The organism is Ruegeria sp. AN11 (genome assembly GCF_056536005.1).
Genome location: NZ_JBQFJD010000001.1, coordinates 3197390 through 3214095 on the forward strand (window position 1 = coordinate 3197390; position 16706 = coordinate 3214095).

The 16706-nt window shown below is 59.5% G+C and carries 17 protein-coding genes; 8 read left to right on the forward strand and 9 right to left on the reverse strand.

The genetic code is table 11. The features are described from left to right. The first annotated feature begins 14 nt into the window (after nucleotides 1-14). Nucleotides 15-794, forward strand: coding sequence for a TIM barrel protein (locus ACR3EQ_RS15830; protein WP_170614210.1), 780 nt, complete (start codon nucleotides 15-17; stop codon nucleotides 792-794). 3 nt (nucleotides 795-797) lie between these two features. Here ACR3EQ_RS15830 and ACR3EQ_RS15835 read toward each other — a convergent pair whose 3' ends face one another. Genes ACR3EQ_RS15835 through iolC form a run of 3 tightly spaced genes read right to left on the reverse strand, consistent with a single transcriptional unit; the run spans nucleotide 798 to nucleotide 3460 of the window. After that, a complete protein-coding gene (locus tag ACR3EQ_RS15835; protein ID WP_170614211.1) occupies nucleotides 798-1637 on the reverse strand; it encodes a class II fructose-bisphosphate aldolase in 840 nt (279 codons plus the stop codon). Then, on the reverse strand, nucleotides 1634-2470 hold the full coding sequence (locus tag ACR3EQ_RS15840) for a 5-deoxy-glucuronate isomerase (RefSeq protein ID WP_170614212.1): 837 nt from the start codon (nucleotides 2468-2470) through the stop codon (nucleotides 1634-1636). Before ACR3EQ_RS15840 ends, ACR3EQ_RS15835 begins: the two co-directional genes overlap by 4 nt. Nucleotides 2471-2479: 9 nt before the next feature. Next, nucleotides 2480-3460 carry a 5-dehydro-2-deoxygluconokinase gene (iolC, locus tag ACR3EQ_RS15845; RefSeq protein ID WP_170614213.1) on the reverse strand — a complete coding sequence of 327 codons (981 nt, stop codon included), beginning with the start codon at nucleotides 3458-3460 and terminating at the stop codon, nucleotides 2480-2482. 112 nt (nucleotides 3461-3572) lie between these two features. On the opposite strand from iolC, the gene ACR3EQ_RS15850 reads away from it, so the two are divergent. Both ACR3EQ_RS15850 and ACR3EQ_RS15855 read left to right on the forward strand, forming a co-directional pair. After that, entirely contained in the window at nucleotides 3573-4676 is a 1104-nt protein-coding gene (locus ACR3EQ_RS15850) for a Gfo/Idh/MocA family protein (protein ID WP_170614214.1), read from the forward strand. Nucleotides 4677-4713: 37 nt separating this feature from the next. Continuing rightward, entirely contained in the window at nucleotides 4714-5847 is a 1134-nt protein-coding gene (locus ACR3EQ_RS15855) for a Gfo/Idh/MocA family protein (protein WP_170614215.1), read from the forward strand. On the opposite strand, the gene ACR3EQ_RS15860 is transcribed toward ACR3EQ_RS15855, so the two are convergent. The 4 genes from ACR3EQ_RS15860 to ACR3EQ_RS15875 form a co-directional block, all read right to left on the reverse strand. Continuing rightward, nucleotides 5848-6846, reverse strand: coding sequence for a LacI family DNA-binding transcriptional regulator (locus tag ACR3EQ_RS15860; protein WP_170614216.1), 999 nt, complete (start codon nucleotides 6844-6846; stop codon nucleotides 5848-5850). Nucleotides 6847-7040: 194 nt separating this feature from the next. After that, nucleotides 7041-8612 carry a DUF427 domain-containing protein gene (locus ACR3EQ_RS15865; protein WP_170816963.1) on the reverse strand — a complete coding sequence of 524 codons (1572 nt, stop codon included), beginning with the start codon at nucleotides 8610-8612 and terminating at the stop codon, nucleotides 7041-7043. Between the two features lie 105 nt (nucleotides 8613-8717). Next, the gene (locus ACR3EQ_RS15870) at nucleotides 8718-9419 is read right to left on the reverse strand and encodes a helix-turn-helix domain-containing protein (RefSeq protein WP_170614218.1); all 702 of its coding nucleotides are present in this window, start codon (nucleotides 9417-9419) and stop codon (nucleotides 8718-8720) included. Then, entirely contained in the window at nucleotides 9391-9678 is a 288-nt protein-coding gene (locus ACR3EQ_RS15875; protein ID WP_170614219.1) for a hypothetical protein, read from the reverse strand. Before ACR3EQ_RS15875 ends, ACR3EQ_RS15870 begins: the two co-directional genes overlap by 29 nt. Nucleotides 9679-9853: 175 nt before the next feature. Between ACR3EQ_RS15875 and ACR3EQ_RS15880 the strand changes: the two genes are divergently transcribed. From ACR3EQ_RS15880 to ACR3EQ_RS15895, 4 genes are all read left to right on the forward strand, one after another. Further along, a complete protein-coding gene (locus ACR3EQ_RS15880; RefSeq protein WP_170807289.1) occupies nucleotides 9854-10318 on the forward strand; it encodes a hypothetical protein in 465 nt (154 codons plus the stop codon). 109 nt (nucleotides 10319-10427) lie between these two features. Beyond that, nucleotides 10428-11045, forward strand: coding sequence for a ribonuclease HII (locus tag ACR3EQ_RS15885; protein WP_170614221.1), 618 nt, complete (start codon nucleotides 10428-10430; stop codon nucleotides 11043-11045). Between the two features lie 105 nt (nucleotides 11046-11150). Beyond that, nucleotides 11151-12254, forward strand: coding sequence for a site-specific DNA-methyltransferase (locus ACR3EQ_RS15890; RefSeq protein ID WP_170614222.1), 1104 nt, complete (start codon nucleotides 11151-11153; stop codon nucleotides 12252-12254). Nucleotides 12255-12401: 147 nt separating this feature from the next. Next, on the forward strand, nucleotides 12402-13778 hold the full coding sequence (locus ACR3EQ_RS15895) for an adenylate/guanylate cyclase domain-containing protein (protein WP_170614223.1): 1377 nt from the start codon (nucleotides 12402-12404) through the stop codon (nucleotides 13776-13778). Nucleotides 13779-13863: 85 nt separating this feature from the next. On the opposite strand, the gene ACR3EQ_RS15900 is transcribed toward ACR3EQ_RS15895, so the two are convergent. Both ACR3EQ_RS15900 and mutY read right to left on the reverse strand, forming a co-directional pair. Continuing rightward, a complete protein-coding gene (locus ACR3EQ_RS15900; protein ID WP_170614224.1) occupies nucleotides 13864-15000 on the reverse strand; it encodes an alkane 1-monooxygenase in 1137 nt (378 codons plus the stop codon). Between the two features lie 59 nt (nucleotides 15001-15059). Continuing rightward, nucleotides 15060-16115, reverse strand: a complete 1056-nt coding sequence (gene mutY, locus ACR3EQ_RS15905; protein WP_170614225.1) for an A/G-specific adenine glycosylase — start codon at nucleotides 16113-16115, stop codon at nucleotides 15060-15062. 81 nt (nucleotides 16116-16196) lie between these two features. Here mutY and ACR3EQ_RS15910 point away from each other — a divergent pair, with 81 nt between their 5' ends. After that, nucleotides 16197-16703, forward strand: a complete 507-nt coding sequence (locus tag ACR3EQ_RS15910; protein ID WP_170614226.1) for a DciA family protein — start codon at nucleotides 16197-16199, stop codon at nucleotides 16701-16703. Nucleotides 16704-16706 lie beyond the last annotated feature (3 nt).

A 16706-nucleotide genomic window follows, 5' to 3' on the forward strand; every position in this document is an offset into this window, starting at 1 on the left:
CTAGGAGAGCTGGCATGTCCCATCCGTTTCAACTTGCGGCCTGCGCCGAGATGCTCTGGCTGGATAAACCTCTGCACTGGCGGGCGGCGCGGCTGAAGGAAATGGGGTTCGGCGTGGGGCTTTGGAGCTGGCCTGATCTGGACCTACCAAAGCTTGAAGCCACCGGCGCGGAATTCACCATCATGGACGGCTATGTGGAAGGACGACTGGCCGATGATGAAGGCGCCGAGATGCTGCTGAAAACCGCACGCGAGTCGGCACAGGTCGGCAAGCGGCTGGGTGTACAACGCCTGAATTTGCACGGAACGGGTCTGGGCGAAAACGGAATACCAATCTGGCAGCATGATGTCGTGACCGGCCAGATGTGGCTGAAAGCGCGCGATACGCTGAACCGCATTTGTGATCTGGCCGAGGAGGAAGGCGTGGTCTTCACGCTGGAAAACCTCAACCAACTGGACCATCCCGGTTGTCCGTTCGGATCGACCGAAGACGTTCTGGCCCTGGTGTCGTCTGTTGACCGCCCTCAGCTGCGCATCAATCTGGATCTCTATCACACGCAAATCGGCGAAGGCGACCTGATCCGCTGGTGCGACAAATGCCTGCCCTGGATCGGTGAGATTCAGGTGGCTGACAATCCCGGCCGATGTGAGCCCGGAACGGGCGAGGTCAACTACGCCTCGGTCGCGCGTGCGCTTTTTGATCTTGAGTATCGGGGGCCGGTGGGCATGGAAGCCTACGCGCTGGAGGATCCCGAAACTGCGCTGGCTGCGTTCCGAGCGGCATTCACGGTCTGACGATTATCGCTGTAGTGGGGCGCCGAATGCGCGGATCACCGTTCGGGCGGCGGCTTCGACCGGATCGTGCGTCTCTTTCAAAATGGTGACACGATCGAACCGGTCGGGGTCGCGGTTGACCGCGTCGCGCAATGCGGCGCCAAAGGCCATGCGCAGCTCGGTTCCGATGTTGAATTTGCAGATCGAGCTGTCACGCGCCAGCCGGCTGCGCTGTTCCACCGGCACACCGGAGCCGCCATGAATCACCAATGGCACGTCTGTCATCGCGTCGATCCGCGCGATGCGGTCCTCGTCCAGACCGCCTTCCTTGTTTTCCTGCAAATGGACATTTCCGACCGAGATCGCCATCGCATCCACACCGCTTTCGCGGGCGAATTTTGCAGCTTCTTCCGGATCGGTTCCGTTTGATCCCTCGCCCCCCGAATAGCCGACAAAACCGATCTCGCCCTCGCAGGAAATCCCTGCCGCATGGGCCATTTCGGCAATCGCCGCCGTTTCATCGATATTTTGCTGCAGTGGCTTGCGCGACCCATCGAACATCAACGAGGTAAAGCCGCTGTCCTGCGCTATTTTGCATTCCTCGAACGTGTAGCCATGGTCCAGATGCGCGACGACAGGAACCGAGGCGTTTTCGGCCAGATGCCGGAACATCTTGCCAAGAATCGGCAACGGCGTGTGCTCGCGGCAGCTGGGGCCCGCCTGCAGGATCACCGGCGCGTTTTCCGCCTCGGCCGCGGCTACATAGGCGCGCATGTCTTCCCACCCCAGCGTGACAAGGCCCCCCACGGCATAGCCCTGTTCATAGGCGGGCCTCAGAACTTCGGAAAGCGTAACAAGGGTCATTTGAATTTCGCGATCATGTCTTTGATGCCTGGAATCGTCTCAATCTGGTAGGCATGTGTCGGCTGGAAATACTGCACCAGCGAGCGCTGGCTGAGGCCGCCGAGGATGGTGAAATAGTACATCTCATACCCCGGCAGTACGCAGCAGGGATGATAGCCGTTGTCGATGCAGATCGTGGATCCGTCGACAATATGATAGGCATCGCCGGGTTCGTTGTCCTCGCGCTGCAGCATTTGCAGGCCAGACCCCCAGTTGGGTTTGAAACGGAAATTGTAGGTCTCGTCATGCCGGGATTCGTCCGGCAAGCGATTGGTGTCGTGTTTGTGGCTGGGGAAACCCGACCATCCGCCCTGACCGACTGTGAACAACTCGCTGACCAACAGGCGACCAACCTTGTCATGCTGTTTCTGGCCGAGGATGTGCTTGATCTTGCGGTGCGTTTTGGTGTCGTCGCTGCCGTATTGCACAAGGTCATGCTGGCGCACATCGAACGGATCCAGAACCTTGTCGTATTTTGCACCCGCAACAAACACCTCGGTCTCGTCCGACACGCAGACCATCTGCGCCTTTGCGCCCACCGGCACATAGACACCTTCCGGCTCGCCGTCCCAGACATCGTCGCCCCGGTTGCCCAACCGGGGGAACTGAACCCCTTCGACATCGACATCGACACTGCCGGTGGCGGGCACGATGCAGGTCTCATAGCCGGGCACCTGATATTCGAACGCCTCGCCCTTCTTCAGCTTGACGATGTTGAAATAGTTCAGCGGAACGGTCGGATCGTCCGCGTCGACGATCGGGTTGTTCCGGTTGTCATAAGGCGCGATATGCATATCAAACTCCTATGAGGTGGGGCCGGGATGCGCGGCCAAAAAAGCGTTCAGTTCCGGCGTCGTCGGCATGGCGGGGGCGCAACCGGGTTGCGACACCACAATCGAGGCACAGGCCGAGCCACGCATCACGGCATCTTCCAGCGAATACCCCGCCGCAATTGAGGCCAGCAGACCGGCCATGAAACTGTCGCCGGCGCCGACGGGCTTGATCGCATCGACAGGGTAGATTCCGGTCGTGATCTCCTGACCGTCAGCAAGGGTCACGGCACCTTTTTCGCCCATCTTGTAAATCACGACGCGGCCCGGTTTTGCGGCCAGTTCACGGGCCTTGGCAAACCCCTTGTCGATGCCACCCGCCATGAACCCGAATTCTTCGTCATTGCCCACGATCAGGTCGCTCGCTTCGCCTGCCCGGGACAGAACGTCGGCGGCAACCTCGGGCGAAGGCCAGCTATAGGGGCGATAGTCGATGTCGAAAATCACCGGCAGACCTGCGTTGCGCGCGTTCTCGAAGGCGCGGAACGTGGCGCTGCGTGAGGGTTCCGAAGCAAATACCGTTCCGGCAGAAAGGACGGCTGAGAAGGCGCCGTAGTCGACCTTGTCCACATCCTCTTCCGTGACCTGGAAATCGACCGCGCCGTTGCGATAAATCACGTTCTGGAAGTTCTCGGTCGTGCTTTCATAGATCGCCATGGACATGCGGTATTCACCGCCGACCACGCGGATGTAGGATGTATCCACGCCGTAGTGCCGCAACCGGTTCAGGCAAAACCGCGCAACGGCGTCGTCCGAAACCGACGTGACCAGCGATGCCCGGCTGCCCAGCTTGACCAGACCGGCACATATGTTGGCGGACGAGCCACCCAGATCGGCGTGGAAGGTATCGGCATCCTCGCTTTTGACACCGATCGGGGTCGCGAACAAATCCATGCCTGCGCGCCCGAAAACGGCAAACCGGTTTCCTTTGATACCATCTATCAAAGCGCTCAATTCATGTCCTCCGGCAAAATGGGGTCGGCAAAGTTTGGACCTTGCGTTGAATCGATTCACACGATACTGATTTTGCAACCGGTTGCAAATGATATGTTCGGAGCCGTGACAGATGCCTGAAATCGGAATTGGAATTGTTGGTGGCGGCTATATGGGCAAGGCCCATTCCGTTGCCATGGCGGCGGTGGGCGCGGTGTTCAACACCGCGTTGCGTCCGCGTCTCGAGATGATCTGTGCCTCTAGCCTCGAAAGCGCAGAACGGTATCGGACGGCCTATGGATTCAAGCGCGCGACCGGTGATTGGCGGGCGCTGGTCAACGATCCGGAGGTCGAGGCCGTGGTCATCGCCTCGCCGCAGGAAACCCACCGCCAGATTGCCGAGGCGGCCTTTGCCCTGGGCAAGCCGGTACTGTGCGAAAAACCTCTGGGCGCATCGATGGAGGATGGCGAGGCAATGGTTGCCGCAGCCGAAGCGGCCGGTGTCGCGAACATGGTCGGGTTCAACTATGTCCGCACGCCCGCGACTCAATTTGCACGGAAACTGATTGCTGACGGAGAATTGGGTGATGTCACCTGGTTCCGGGGCGAACATACCGAGGACTTTTATGCCGATCCCGACGCTCCGGCCACGTGGCGCACGACGGGCATGGCCAACGGAACCATTGGCGATCTTGCGCCCCATATGGTCAATGGCGCGCTTGCCTTGATGGGACCGATTGCCGAGGTGATGGCCGAGGTTGAAACCGTCCACGAAAACCGCCCAGGCGGCAAAGTCACCAATGACGACCATGCCCAGATCATGTGCCGGTTCGCAAATGGCGCGATGGGCAATATCTATGTCAGCCGCATCTCAACCGGGCGTAAGATGGGCTACGCATATGAGATTTCGGGCACCAAGGGCGCGCTTCGGTTCGATCAGGAAGACCAAAACGCCCTTTGGTTCTATCGCCGCGAAGGTTCCGAGGCGCATCGCGGATTTACCAAAATCCTGACAGGCCCCGCGCACCCCGACTATGAACCCTTTTGTCAGGGCCCGGGTCACGGCACTGGTTATCAGGACCAGATCATCATCGAGGCCAAGGACTTCCTGCAGGCCATCGACACTGGCGAGCCGATCTGGCCAACTTTCCGCGACGGGCATGAGGTCAACCGCGTGCTGGCGGCTGCACTGGCATCGTCGGAGCAGCGGCAATGGACAGAGATCCGCGATTTCTGATCGCAAAAACACCAAATTTCTACAGAGAGAAAAAACCATGGCAAAGCTGAAATGGGGCATGATTGGCGGTGGCGAAGGCAGCCAGATCGGACCCGCGCACCGTCTGGGCGCTTTGGCGGACGGGCAGTTTGAATTTGCGGCAGGTGCGCTGGATCACCGCCCCGATGTGGGCCGCGAATATGCGCAGCGACTGGGCATTGCTGCCGATCGCGCCTATGGCGGCTGGCAGGACATGCTGGCGGGCGAAAAGGAGCGCCCCGACCGCATCGATCTGGTGACGATCGCCACCCCGAATGCGACGCATTTCGAGATCGCGAAAGCCTTTCTTGAGGCCGGGTTCAACGTGCTGTGCGAAAAGCCCATGACCATGACCGTCGAAGAAGGCGAAGAGATCGTCCGCATAGCGCAGGCGTCGGGCAAGATCTGCGCCGTGAACTATTGTTATTCCGCCTATCCTATGGTGCGCCAAGCCCGCGCCATGGTGCGGGCGGGCGAGATCGGCAATGTGCGGCTGGTGGTGACCAATTTCAGCCACGGACATCACGGCGACGCCACGGATGCCGACAACCCCCGTGTGCGCTGGCGTTATGACCCGGCGATGGCTGGCGTTTCGGGCCAGTTCGCTGATTGCGGCATTCACGCCCTGCACATGGCCAGCTTCATCTGCGACGACGAGGTCGAAAAGCTCTCGGCCGATCTGGCCTCGACCATTACGAGCCGCGTGCTTGAAGACGATGCGATGATCAATTTCCGCACCCGGAAAGGCACGGTTGGACGGCTCTGGACATCGTCCGTGGCCATCGGGCGTCAGCACGGGTTCGACATTCAGGTTTTTGGCGAAACCGGTGGGTTGCGCTGGACCTCGGAACAGCCCAACCAGCTGATTTATACACCCGTGGGCGGCAGAACCCAGATCATCGAAAAAGGCGAGGGCGGTCTGCATGAAGAGACTCAGCGTCTGTCACGCGTTGCCATCGCCCACCCCGAAGGTTTCCCACTGGCTGTGGCCAACATCTATTGCGATCTGGCCGATGCCATCCGGGGTGAGCTGCGCGACGGTCTGCCTACGCCGTCGGACGGCGTCCGCTCGATCGCGGCGGTTCATGCCGCGGTCGCTTCGTCGAAAGAAGATGGCGTCTGGAAAGACGCCCGTCCGCCGATGTTCCGCTGATTATGAGCGGGGCCGCAACGTGCCCCGCTCAATCACCCGGCAGGGGAAGATACGTGCTTCGGGATACCGGGCGGGGTCCTTCAACATCTCCTCGACAAGATCGACGGACGAGGTGATGATCTGCTTGATCGGTTGGTGAATGGTCGTCAGATTCACGCTTTCCCAGCGCGACATTTCCATATCGTTCAGACCGATGATGCCGATATCGATGCCCGGTTTCAGCCCGTGATCCGACAGGGCGGACAACGCCCCGATCGAAAGGATGTCATCGCCGCAGAAATACCCATCAGCCGGAGCCCCTTCCAGGAGTCGCAGCATCTCGGCGCGCCCGGCTTCAAACGAATAGTTGTCGGCGAAAGAATGGGACACTTCCAGGTCGTTGTATTTTTCGACTTCTTCCATAAACCCGCGATACCGGTCCATGGCCGAAGTCGCATCCCTTGGGCCACCCAGATATCCGACACGCTTGTAGCCGCGTGCCATCAACTCACGCGCGGCCATGCGCCCGCATTCCACGTTGTCGATCCCCACGACGTGAACTTCGGGCGAGGTGGCAGACCGACCGAACGTGTGCACAACGGGGACGCCTGCGTCGTGAAACGCCTTGGCAAAGCTCGGCGGCAGAGTGGACGAAGCGACAATCACCGCATCAACCGAATACTGCCGCAGCATCCTGACCGAATTCGCGGGCTCCGTTTCGTCCGTCAGATTGACAATCAGCGGGCGCAGCCCGCGTTCCTGCAGGGCGCGGGTGAACTGGTCGAACACCTCAAGGAAAATCGGGTTGTGAAAGTTGTTGGAAATCAGCCCGATCAGCTTGGTCCGCCCTGTCGTCAGAGAGGATGCAAGCGCGTTGGGGCTGTACCCCAGTTCCTGCGCGGCTTTTTCGACCTTGCTGCGGGTCTTGGCCGAAACCGACGCGCCCTCGGTAAACGTGCGCGAGACCGCCGAGCGCGAGACGCCGGCAAGGGCTGCAACATCTTTGAGCGTGACACTCATGATTGGTGTCTGTCGATTGGGGGGAGGCTAGGAAGCAATTTCATAGTAGCACTATGCACCTTTGCACGAAACTTGCAATCGGTTGCAATGCGGCGGTTGCAATGGCGCAGATGAAGGGGTCAGCCCCTTGAAGCAGGCGGCGTGTCATGCCCAAAAAACGCATAAGTCTGGCGCGCCCTCAAGCTGATCGTATGTCAGCCGTCCAGCACCGCGTCCGCAGCCGTTTTGAGAGCAAATGAGATTATGGGCTGCGATACATTGTGCAGCCTGACCTCTCCCAGGGGAACGGCGTTCGAACAGGCGGGTTCAATGTCCTTTGACACGACGATCCTGTGGTTTGCCGACTTCCCGTATTCACCAAGCCGGGCCGCTATATTGGCGGCCTGACCGATGACGGTGAAATCCAGCCGCTCGCGAGAGCCGACATTGCCATACGTCACCCGGCCATAGGCCAACCCGATCGAGCAGTCGCAATGCGCATCCGAGCCCTCCCCGCGCAGGGTGGCCAGTTTTTCCACGATCCCGATGGCCGAACGCTGCGCATTGGTGCGGGCGGCGGCGGCATCGTCGCCTGCCGGAAACACCGCAAGAACCGCGTCACCGATGAATTTCAGAACCTCGCCACCGTTTTCGTGCACGATCCCCGAAACCGTTTCGAAGAAATCGTTGAGCAGGTTGATATAGGCTGATCGGCCCAGATTCTCTTCAAGGCTGGTCGAATTGCGAAGGTCGCAGAACATGATGGCGGCATCGATTTCGTCGCCGTCGCCGCGTCGGATCTCGCCGCCCAGAACCCGTGCGCCCGTGCGTTTGCCGACATAGGTTTCCAGCAGAACCTGCGCGTTTTCGCGCTGCATGAACACCTCGTAAAACCGCGCGATTACGGCTGAGCATTCAAAGACCAGCCCAAGGTTTTCGGTGGTGAACCCATCCGGGTGATCGCAGGTCAGGGTCAGCACATTGGTGCGCCCGTCCGAAAAGCGCAGCGGCATGGCAACATAATCGGTGGCGCCTTTTGCGCGCAGGTCTTCCATGATCGGAAAGCTGTTATGGGGGTTATCGTCGTTCAGCCGCTGACGTACCCCGCCCAGCCCGTTTGAGACGTGGCGCAACGGGCTGTTGATATAGGCGGGGTGATCGTGAATTTCATAGGTCGGGACGTTGGTCGAAATCTCGGCCGCGCCCTTTTCCCAGATGTAGTGTTTTCCCGCGATCAGCGGGTGCAGGGACCAGGCCAGAATGCTGAGGCGCTGAATGTGAATACCATGGTCCAGCATCTTTTCCGCAAGGGCTTTGGTAAAGGCTTCGGGTGTTTCGTTCTCTGATGCGCCGCGCATCAGCCAATCGATCAGAGGGCCGCTGATGTTGCCATCCTGCGGTTCGCGAAGCGTGTTTTCCCCTAGATCCAGATCGGTATACGCATTGCGCATGAACCCGATGTGACCTTGTATGGCGGCGCTTTCGGGCAGGGCATCCTCATACGCCCAGACGGAGTTTCCCAGGCGCTCGCCGGCCAGAATCACATCATGATAGGTCGCGGTTCCTTTGAACGGGCAGAAGGTCTGCAATTCGGTTTCATCGCTCAGATCAACACATACATCCTCGCGGGGTATGTAGATCATCGGCGCAAGGCGTGTTTCATACATGACCTTGGCGTTTGCGCTTTCCGCCAGAAGGATCTGATCGCGGTATATCGCAATCCGCCCCTTCAGCCGTTCGACCGAGATTCCATATCCTTTGGTTTCAGGTTTGGCGTGGATGTTCATCATCAACCTCCGCTGGCGCAGGTCTTTATAGGATGGGCCTTCACCGCCGGTTTTCCAAGGGCGTTAACGATGATTTGCAGAATTGTGCGCGGCAATGCTTGCGGATCAGACCATCTGAATGACGTCTTTTTCGATCGAAAGCATATAGCCCTTTTTGGCAATATTCTTGACCAGCAATTCGCTGACCATCTGATTGCCCAATGCATCACGCAGCCGCTTGATCCGGGTGGCACCGGCGGCCTCGTCGCAGTCGGCGGCATCCCTGCCCGAAATCATCGCTTCGATCTGAGCGCCGGACAGAACCTCGTCATCAAGCCGGGACTCGGCCAGAACCGACAGGGTTTCCATCGCCGCCGGGGTCAGTTTGAAATCCATGTTGTTGAGATAGACGGTGTTTTCCTCGCGGCTGATCAGCAGCGACGTCACCTGAATGCCGGTCCGTTCGATCTGCGCCATGCGCCGGTTCAGCAGAACGAGCATCACCAGAAACACCAGGGCCGAGATCAGCATCGCGCTGGCAAAGACCAAAAGGACAAAGATCACCATCCGGTAGCTGGACAGCGTGTCGGCAAATGCCGTGCCGGATTGGGCCAGAATCTCCAACAGGCGAATCTCGGTTTGCGAAGTCAGGTCGGACTCGATGAACAGGCGTTCGACACGGGCGTTGAAGGCGTTTGCATCTGGCAGGGTCCAGAACAGGAAGACGGCTGCCGTAATCAGAATCAGGACAATCGCGGCAATGCCCGCGCCAACTAGCCGCGCACCGGATCGCCGGGCCTCAGAAACGGAGAAAGAATTTTCCGGCATTTGCCTTCCTTTGATCCAATCCTTCGGGTCCGAATACGGATATGACGTTCAACAAGGTCCAGCCCGAAGCGCCGAGGCGTTGGGCGACCTCGGATTTGGCCTGTCCCTTGTCGCAGGCTGCAACCTGCATGACGCCATAATGCAGCCGCAGGGGGTTGTCCTGTTTGGCCTTGTAATCCGCATAACACTGGGCCGCCGCCGCAGTGGGTCCCAGCGATATCAGGGCCCCGAAGGCCAGAGAAGAGAGGATCTGTTTCATAGGCCGCATCCTGCGCATGAGGTGGCCGGAAATTCAATATCTCAAGGGGTTTGCGACGCTGATATCGGATAACAACCGCCCGTTATTGTTTGTCCGGCATGGTCGGCCCCAGGTTCTGGTCATCAAGTTCCCGGCCGTGAGCAGGCCGCCCGCAAAAAGACAAAGGACAGGCATAATGCACAGGAAATTCATTGCGCTGATCATTGCGACCGCCATCACGATAACCGGCATTTCCGTGTCACAGGCGCGCGCAGCCGACACCAGGGATCTGCTGGGCGGATTGGCGGCGCTGGCCCTGATTGGGGCAGGTGTTCACTACTACAACAAGGAAAGGCGCGCGGATCAGGCAACACGGCAGCACGCGCCGGTCTACCAGCCCCCTGTCGTCGATCACTACCCGGTGCGCCCGCGGCCGCAGCGGCTGGCACGATATGACCTGCCGCAGCGGTGCCTGCGCACCTTCAAGTCGTATTCGAACAAGCGCCCCCTGCTGACGCCGAAATGCCTCGGCAAGCATTACCGATATTCCGATAGCCTGCCCCGCCAGTGCGAAGTTGGTTTCTGGGATGGCAAAAAGGTCAAGCGGGCATACGAACCCGCATGCCTGCGCCAGCAAGGATACCGTGTGGTTCACCAGTAACGGGTTTCGAGCAGGAGCGGCGCCACAGAAGCGCCGTGCAGGAGAGGGTGGCGCAGGCTGCCCTCTCTTTTTTCTTGCGGTATTGGCCGAAAAGCGCTTTGCCGGAAGTATGACACAACCGAATTTCGATCTGGAACAGGCGCTTCTGGCGCGGGGGCATATCAGGGTTGCCGGCGTTGACGAAGTCGGGCGCGGCCCGCTGGCCGGACCTGTGGTTGCCGCTGCGGTCATCCTGAACCCCGATGATATCCCCGAAGGTCTGAACGATTCCAAAAAACTGACCGCAAAGCGCCGCCAAGCGCTGGACGTTGCGCTGCGCGAACGGGCCGAAATCGCGTTGGGCGAGGCTTCGGTGCCGGAAATAGATGAACTCAACATATTGCGTGCCTCGCATCTGGCCATGACGCGCGCGGTTCAGGCTTTGGACCCGGCCCCGGATTTTCTGCTGATCGACGGCAACATGATTCCGCGCGGGCTGAAACTGCCGTCCCAGGCGGTGGTCAAGGGGGACGCCCGATCGCTGTCGATTGCGGCGGCCTCGATCATCGCGAAAAACTGGCGCGATCGGGTGATGGTGGATTTGGCGCAACAGCATCCCGGCTATGGGTGGGAGGCAAACGCCGGATATCCGACAAAACAGCACCGCGACGCGCTGCAAAATCTTGGTGTCACCCCACATCATAGACGTTCGTTTAAACCGGTCCACAATATCTTGTATCAAGAGTAAATCGTAAGTCGCTGATTCAAAAAAGAAATTGACGGCGAATCGTCTTTGACTCATCCTTGTCTCAACCAAATGAGCGCAAAAGCGCCGTGGAACCGAGGCAGTGAAATGACCACAATCAAGACAAAGGGCGCGGCGGCGCTCCCTATTAACACGATTCTATCCGGCGACTGCATCGATGTGATGAACAGTCTGCCTGAGGCGTCGGTAGACCTGATCTTTGCAGACCCGCCATATAACCTGCAACTGAAAGGCCAGCTTCACCGCCCTGACAACAGCCAGGTAGATGCCGTCGACGATCACTGGGATCAGTTTTCCAGTTTTGGTGCCTACGACCAGTTCACGCGGGACTGGCTGAAGGCGGCGCATCGCCTGCTGAAGCCGAATGGCGCGATCTGGGTGATCGGCTCTTACCACAACATCTTCCGCGTGGGATCCGCCCTTCAGGATGCCGGGTACTGGATTCTGAATGACGTCGTGTGGCGCAAATCCAACCCGATGCCGAATTTCCGGGGCAAGCGGTTCACCAACGCACACGAGACGATGATCTGGGCATCCAAGCGCGAAGGCGCGAAATACACGTTCAACTACGAAGCTCTGAAGGCCCTGAACGAAGGCGTGCAGATGCGCAGTGACTGGGTGCTGCCGATCTGCACCGGGCACGAGCGTCTGAAGGATGAAAACGGCGACAAGGCGCATCCGACGCAAAAGCCGGAATCGCTGCTGCACCGCGTTCTGATCGGCTCGACCAATCCCGGCGATGTCATTCTGGACCCGTTCTTTGGCACCGGCACGACCGGAGCTGTCGCCAAGATGCTGGGCCGCGAGTTCATCGGGATCGAGCGCGAAGAAAGCTATCGCAAGGTTGCCGAGAAACGCATTGCCAAAGTGCGCAAGTTTGACCGTGAAGCGCTGGAGGTCAGCGCCAGCAAACGCGCCGAGCCGCGTGTGCCGTTCGGCCAGCTGGTCGAACGCGGTATGCTGCGCCCGGGCGAGGAGCTGTATTCGATGAACCAGCGCCACAAGGCCAAGGTTCGTGCGGACGGAACGCTGGTGGGCCAGAACGTCAAAGGCTCGATTCATCAGGTCGGTGCACATCTGGAAAATGCGCCGTCCTGCAACGGCTGGACCTACTGGTGCTTCAAGCGCGACGGCAAGACGGTGCCGATCGACGTGCTGCGCCAGCAGATTCGGGCCGAGATGCACAACTGAATTTACCAATACCGCCGGTGCCTGTGGCCTGACACAAGGCACTAAGCCTTGCCCCGCCGTTTTCGGCGGGGTCTTTTGTTTTGCGCCGCACGATGCTTGGATGGCAACAATTCCGGTTTCCAGCCGTGCAACAACGGAGCAGCAACCATGACGGACACCACGGCCAGCACATCCCGATTTGACCGATTTTTCTTCACGAAACCGGACAGTTACGATCTGGACAACAAGTATACTCTGGCAGCGATGGAACAGCACAAGCGCGAGGGGCTGGAACTGGCTGTACGCGCGCGGTGGATCGCGATGGGATTGACGGGAGTTCTGCTGATCTTTCTGAACCCGCACCCTGAGGTTTTGTACTACCATTTCATTCTGCTGCTGATCTGCGCAAATGGCTGGCTGATCCGGCGTGCTGGACGAGTGGGGCAATCGCGAATCGAACTGCTGCTGATCTTTGTTGATCTGATGATTATGACCCTGGGGATGATCATCCCAAACCCGTTCAGCGACGATGTCCGACCATTGGCCATGCAGTACCGGTTCGATAACTTCCAGTATTTCTTCATTATTCTGGCTGCGGGTACGCTTGCCTATTCCTGGCGTACCGTTGTCGCGCTGGGCACCTGGACGGCGGCCATGTGGACAGTCGGCTGGATCATCGCCTGGTGGGTGGCAACGCCCATTCCAGGCATCAGCGAGCGGGTGGCAGAAGCCCTGAAAGGGTATCCGGATGTGGCCGAACTGCTTGATCCCAACAGCTTCATGGTGTCGCAGCGCGTACAGGAGGTGATTGTCTTTCTGATGGTCGCAGTGACCCTTGGCGTATCCATGCGGCGTCTCAACCGGCTGCTGCTGAGCAACGCGGGGCTTGTGCGCGAGCGGGCCAATCTGTCGCGGTATTTCTCGCCAAATGTGGTCGACGAGTTGAGCCAGAATGACGAACCGCTCAAGCAAATCCGTAAGGAAAACATCGCTGTCCTGTTCATCGACATTGTCGGGTTCACCAAGTTTGCGGCCGGTCGTGATCCTTACGAGGTGATCGAGGTTCTGCGCGGGTTTCACGCACGCATGGAGACCGAGGTGTTTCGGCATCACGGAACGCTGGACAAGTACCTTGGGGACGGGTTGATGGCCACGTTTGGTACCCCGGTGCCCACATCATTGGACGCTAGCAACGCGGTGGCCTGCGCCCGCGACATGGTGGGTGTGATTGATAGATGGAATCTGGAACGGCGGCGCGCAGGTGAGCCCGAGATCCATGTGGGGATCGGCGTTCACTATGGTTCGGTGGTGTTGGGAGATATTGGGGCCAACAGGCTGGAATTCGCGGTGATCGGAGACGCAGTCAATGTGGCGGCGAAACTTGAGGCGACGACCCGAACCCTGGGCGCGCGGGTTGTCCTGAGTGACGCAGTGTTCAGGCAGGCGAAGCAGGAAAACCAGCTCTCATCTCTGGATGGGTTCACAAAACGGGAAAACCAGGCCGTGCCCGGTGTTGAGACGCCCGTGGATGTCTGGGTACTTTGAGCAGCAAGCGCTCCCGCCGATTTATCCTGCATCGCAGATGCAATCTAAATCGTTGGGCCGGGCAGCACGCCGAGGCGTGCTGCGGTCAGGCTTTGGGCATCGGGTTCTGCGCCTTGTTGTAGGGCCCCCAGTCCGTGATATCGGGGTAATATTGACGCCGCCATGCGCGAACCCGCGGGTTCATCACTTGCCGCCAGAAAGGCGGGATCATCGCGGCAATGGTCATGACCGGATAGCCGTGTGGCAGTTGGGGGGCGGTGTCCTCGGAATGGTGTTGCAGAAGTGGGAAGCGGCGGTTCGGCTTGTAATGATGGTCCGAATGGCGTTGCAGGTTGATCAGCAGCCAGTTCGATGCCTTTTGCGACGCGTTCCACGAATGGTGCGGGTGGACGTGTTCGTATTTTCCGTCGCCCAGATGTTTCCGGGTCAGACCGTAATGTTCCACGTAGTTCACCAGTTCAAGCTGCCAGACCGCGACTCCGGCCTGCAGCAGGAACAGGCCCAGTCCGGACCAACCGCCCAGTGCAACCGCCAGCAGCAGCATCCCTCCTTGCAGGGCCCAATACCGCCAGAACGGATTTGACCGATCGGTCCAGGGCCGGTCCTTGCGGCCGAGTTTGGCCTTTTCCGCACGGAACGCCGAGACAAGACATTCGCGCAGGACACGGGGATAAAACCGGTGAAATCCTTCGTTGTAACGCGCCGTGACCGGATCGCGCGGCGTGCCCACGTAGCGGTGATGCACCAGCAGATGTTCAGAGCGGAAGTGGGAATACAGAACCATGGACAGCAGGATGTCTCCCAGCCAGCGCTCAAGCCTGCCTTTCTGATGCATCAGTTCATGGCTGTAATTGATCCCGATTGTGCCCGAGAGTACACCCATGCCGAAGAAAAGGCCGATCTTCGCAGCCACGCTCAGGTGGTCCGTGTGCGTGGCGTACCAGATCAGGCCGAACAATGTCAGGAACTGCAGCGGGACCCAGATTTTAGTCAGCCAGATATACCAGCCAAGCATGGAATCGGGCGTATCCGGGTCGCCATTTTCAAGCTCCATCCCCGTCAAACGGTCGAGCAGGGCAAAGGTCCACCATGTCGACAACGGAACCAGCAGAACCCATGCGCCGCCCAGAACGGCCGTTACCCAGATCACGGGGATCAGAAGGATAGAAAGCCAAAAGGGCAGGGCCGATTGCCAGCGTGACAGGGTGTCTTGTGCGATCATGGTCGGGCTCCGCAAGTGTGGCCCGACACTAGCCGGGCATTGAGCTGTGATTCAACGGCTCAATGGTCGCGCCACAGATCGTAAGCCTTGCGCATGACGGTCGGCAGGTCACCGGGTCGGAACGCGTGTTTTTCAATGATGGTCAAGCCCGCCGGGGCCGAGTTTTCAGGCAGGGGCGCCGCCCAGATGCGCAGCACCAGATGGAAATGGGTGAACGTGTGGCGCACTTCCGCTGGCAGGACCTGCCAGTTTCCCGCAAAAGGTGGCGATTCGATCGGCGTGTCGGACCAGTCCGAACCTGGCCAGCCCAGCATCCCCCCCAGCAATCCCTTGTCCGGTCGGCGTTCCAGCAGCATCGCACCATCCCCGCGCTGGGCAATATAGACATGCCCGTATCGTGTGGGTTTCGGCATTTTGGCCGTCTTCCGGGGCAATTCCGCCTGCGTGCCCGCTAGGCGGGACTGGCAGGGCGCGCGCAGGGGGCAAATGCCACAGGCCGGAGATTTCGGGGTGCAGATAGTCGCGCCAAGATCCATGACCGCCTGAGCATGATCGCCGGGCCGTTCCACCGGGGTCAGGCCCGCCGCCTTGTCCTTCAACTGTGGCTTCGAACCGGGCAGGGGATCGTGAATGTCGTAAAGCCGGGACATGACCCGTTCGACGTTGCCGTCCAGAACCGTTTCAGGGCGGTCGAAGGCGATGGAAGAAATGGCGGCAGCGGTATAGGGACCGATACCCGGCAGTTTCAACAGGTCGTCATATGTGTTGGGGAACTGGCCTGCATGCACATCAGTCACGATGCGCGCGCATTTCAGCAGGTTGCGGGCGCGGGCATAGTAACCCAGACCGGCCCATTCCCCCATGACCTGATCGTCAGGCGCCGCTGCCAAGGCGTCAACGGTCGGCCAGCGCGCGGTGAAGCGCAGGAAATAGTCCCGCACGGCGGCAACGGTGGTCTGCTGCAACATCACCTCGGACAGCCAGACATGGTATGGGTCGGGGCGGACCCCGGCAGCCCGCTCCGCGGGGCCGACACGCCACGGCATTTTACGTGCATGACGGTCGTACCAGTCCAGCAACGCCGTGCTGACGTTAAATTCAGTGATGTCACGCAACTTTTATGCCTCTCCGCGTCGGGTTTCGCTGGCGCCCGTTGTTCTGCCCATTACAATAGCCGCGCAGGAGTTGGAAACCAGATGCGACCGAGACGTTCGACCACCCGCGGGTTCAAACGGACCGCAACATTGCTGAACAATCAGATCCGTCAGGCCGGTGAAAGCCGGGGGTTTGCCGTATCGCGTCTACTGACCCACTGGGCCGAGATCGTGGGGCAGGACATTGCGGCCATCGCGCGGCCAGTCAAGGTTGGGTATGGCAAAGGGGGGATAGGGGCGACGCTGACCCTGCTGACCACCGGCCCGCAGGCACCGATGCTGGAAATGCAGAAAGAACAGCTGCGCGGCAAGGTGAATGCGGTTTATGGCTATAACGCGATCAGTCGCGTGCACATCACGCAGACCGCTCCGACAGGATTTGCCGAGGGGCAGGCCAGTTTCGACCACAAGCCGAAGCCGGCGAAACCCGAAATCAAACCCGAAATCGCTGCCGAGGCAGACAAAGTGTCGCGTGACGTAAACGATGGTGATTTGCGCGCGGCTCTTGAACGCCTGGGCCGCAACGTTTTATCCAGACAAAAACGCTGAGAA

Excerpts from the sequence above, each read along its gene's own strand:
- ACR3EQ_RS15830 (WP_170614210.1), top strand. The coding sequence starts at position 15 with ATGTCCCATCCGTTTCAACTTGCGGCCTGCGCCGAGATGCTCTGGCTG.
- ACR3EQ_RS15835 (WP_170614211.1), bottom strand. The coding sequence starts at position 1,637 with ATGACCCTTGTTACGCTTTCCGAAGTTCTGAGGCCCGCCTATGAACAG.
- ACR3EQ_RS15840 (WP_170614212.1), bottom strand. The coding sequence starts at position 2,470 with ATGCATATCGCGCCTTATGACAACCGGAACAACCCGATCGTCGACGCG.
- ACR3EQ_RS15850 (WP_170614214.1), top strand. The coding sequence starts at position 3,573 with ATGCCTGAAATCGGAATTGGAATTGTTGGTGGCGGCTATATGGGCAAG.
- ACR3EQ_RS15855 (WP_170614215.1), top strand. The coding sequence starts at position 4,714 with ATGGCAAAGCTGAAATGGGGCATGATTGGCGGTGGCGAAGGCAGCCAG.
- ACR3EQ_RS15860 (WP_170614216.1), bottom strand. The coding sequence starts at position 6,846 with ATGAGTGTCACGCTCAAAGATGTTGCAGCCCTTGCCGGCGTCTCGCGC.
- ACR3EQ_RS15865 (WP_170816963.1), bottom strand. The coding sequence starts at position 8,612 with ATGAACATCCACGCCAAACCTGAAACCAAAGGATATGGAATCTCGGTC.
- ACR3EQ_RS15870 (WP_170614218.1), bottom strand. The coding sequence starts at position 9,419 with ATGCCGGAAAATTCTTTCTCCGTTTCTGAGGCCCGGCGATCCGGTGCG.
- ACR3EQ_RS15875 (WP_170614219.1), bottom strand. The coding sequence starts at position 9,678 with ATGAAACAGATCCTCTCTTCTCTGGCCTTCGGGGCCCTGATATCGCTG.
- ACR3EQ_RS15880 (WP_170807289.1), top strand. The coding sequence starts at position 9,854 with ATGCACAGGAAATTCATTGCGCTGATCATTGCGACCGCCATCACGATA.
- ACR3EQ_RS15885 (WP_170614221.1), top strand. The coding sequence starts at position 10,428 with ATGACACAACCGAATTTCGATCTGGAACAGGCGCTTCTGGCGCGGGGG.
- ACR3EQ_RS15890 (WP_170614222.1), top strand. The coding sequence starts at position 11,151 with ATGACCACAATCAAGACAAAGGGCGCGGCGGCGCTCCCTATTAACACG.
- ACR3EQ_RS15895 (WP_170614223.1), top strand. The coding sequence starts at position 12,402 with ATGACGGACACCACGGCCAGCACATCCCGATTTGACCGATTTTTCTTC.
- ACR3EQ_RS15900 (WP_170614224.1), bottom strand. The coding sequence starts at position 15,000 with ATGATCGCACAAGACACCCTGTCACGCTGGCAATCGGCCCTGCCCTTT.
- ACR3EQ_RS15910 (WP_170614226.1), top strand. The coding sequence starts at position 16,197 with ATGCGACCGAGACGTTCGACCACCCGCGGGTTCAAACGGACCGCAACA.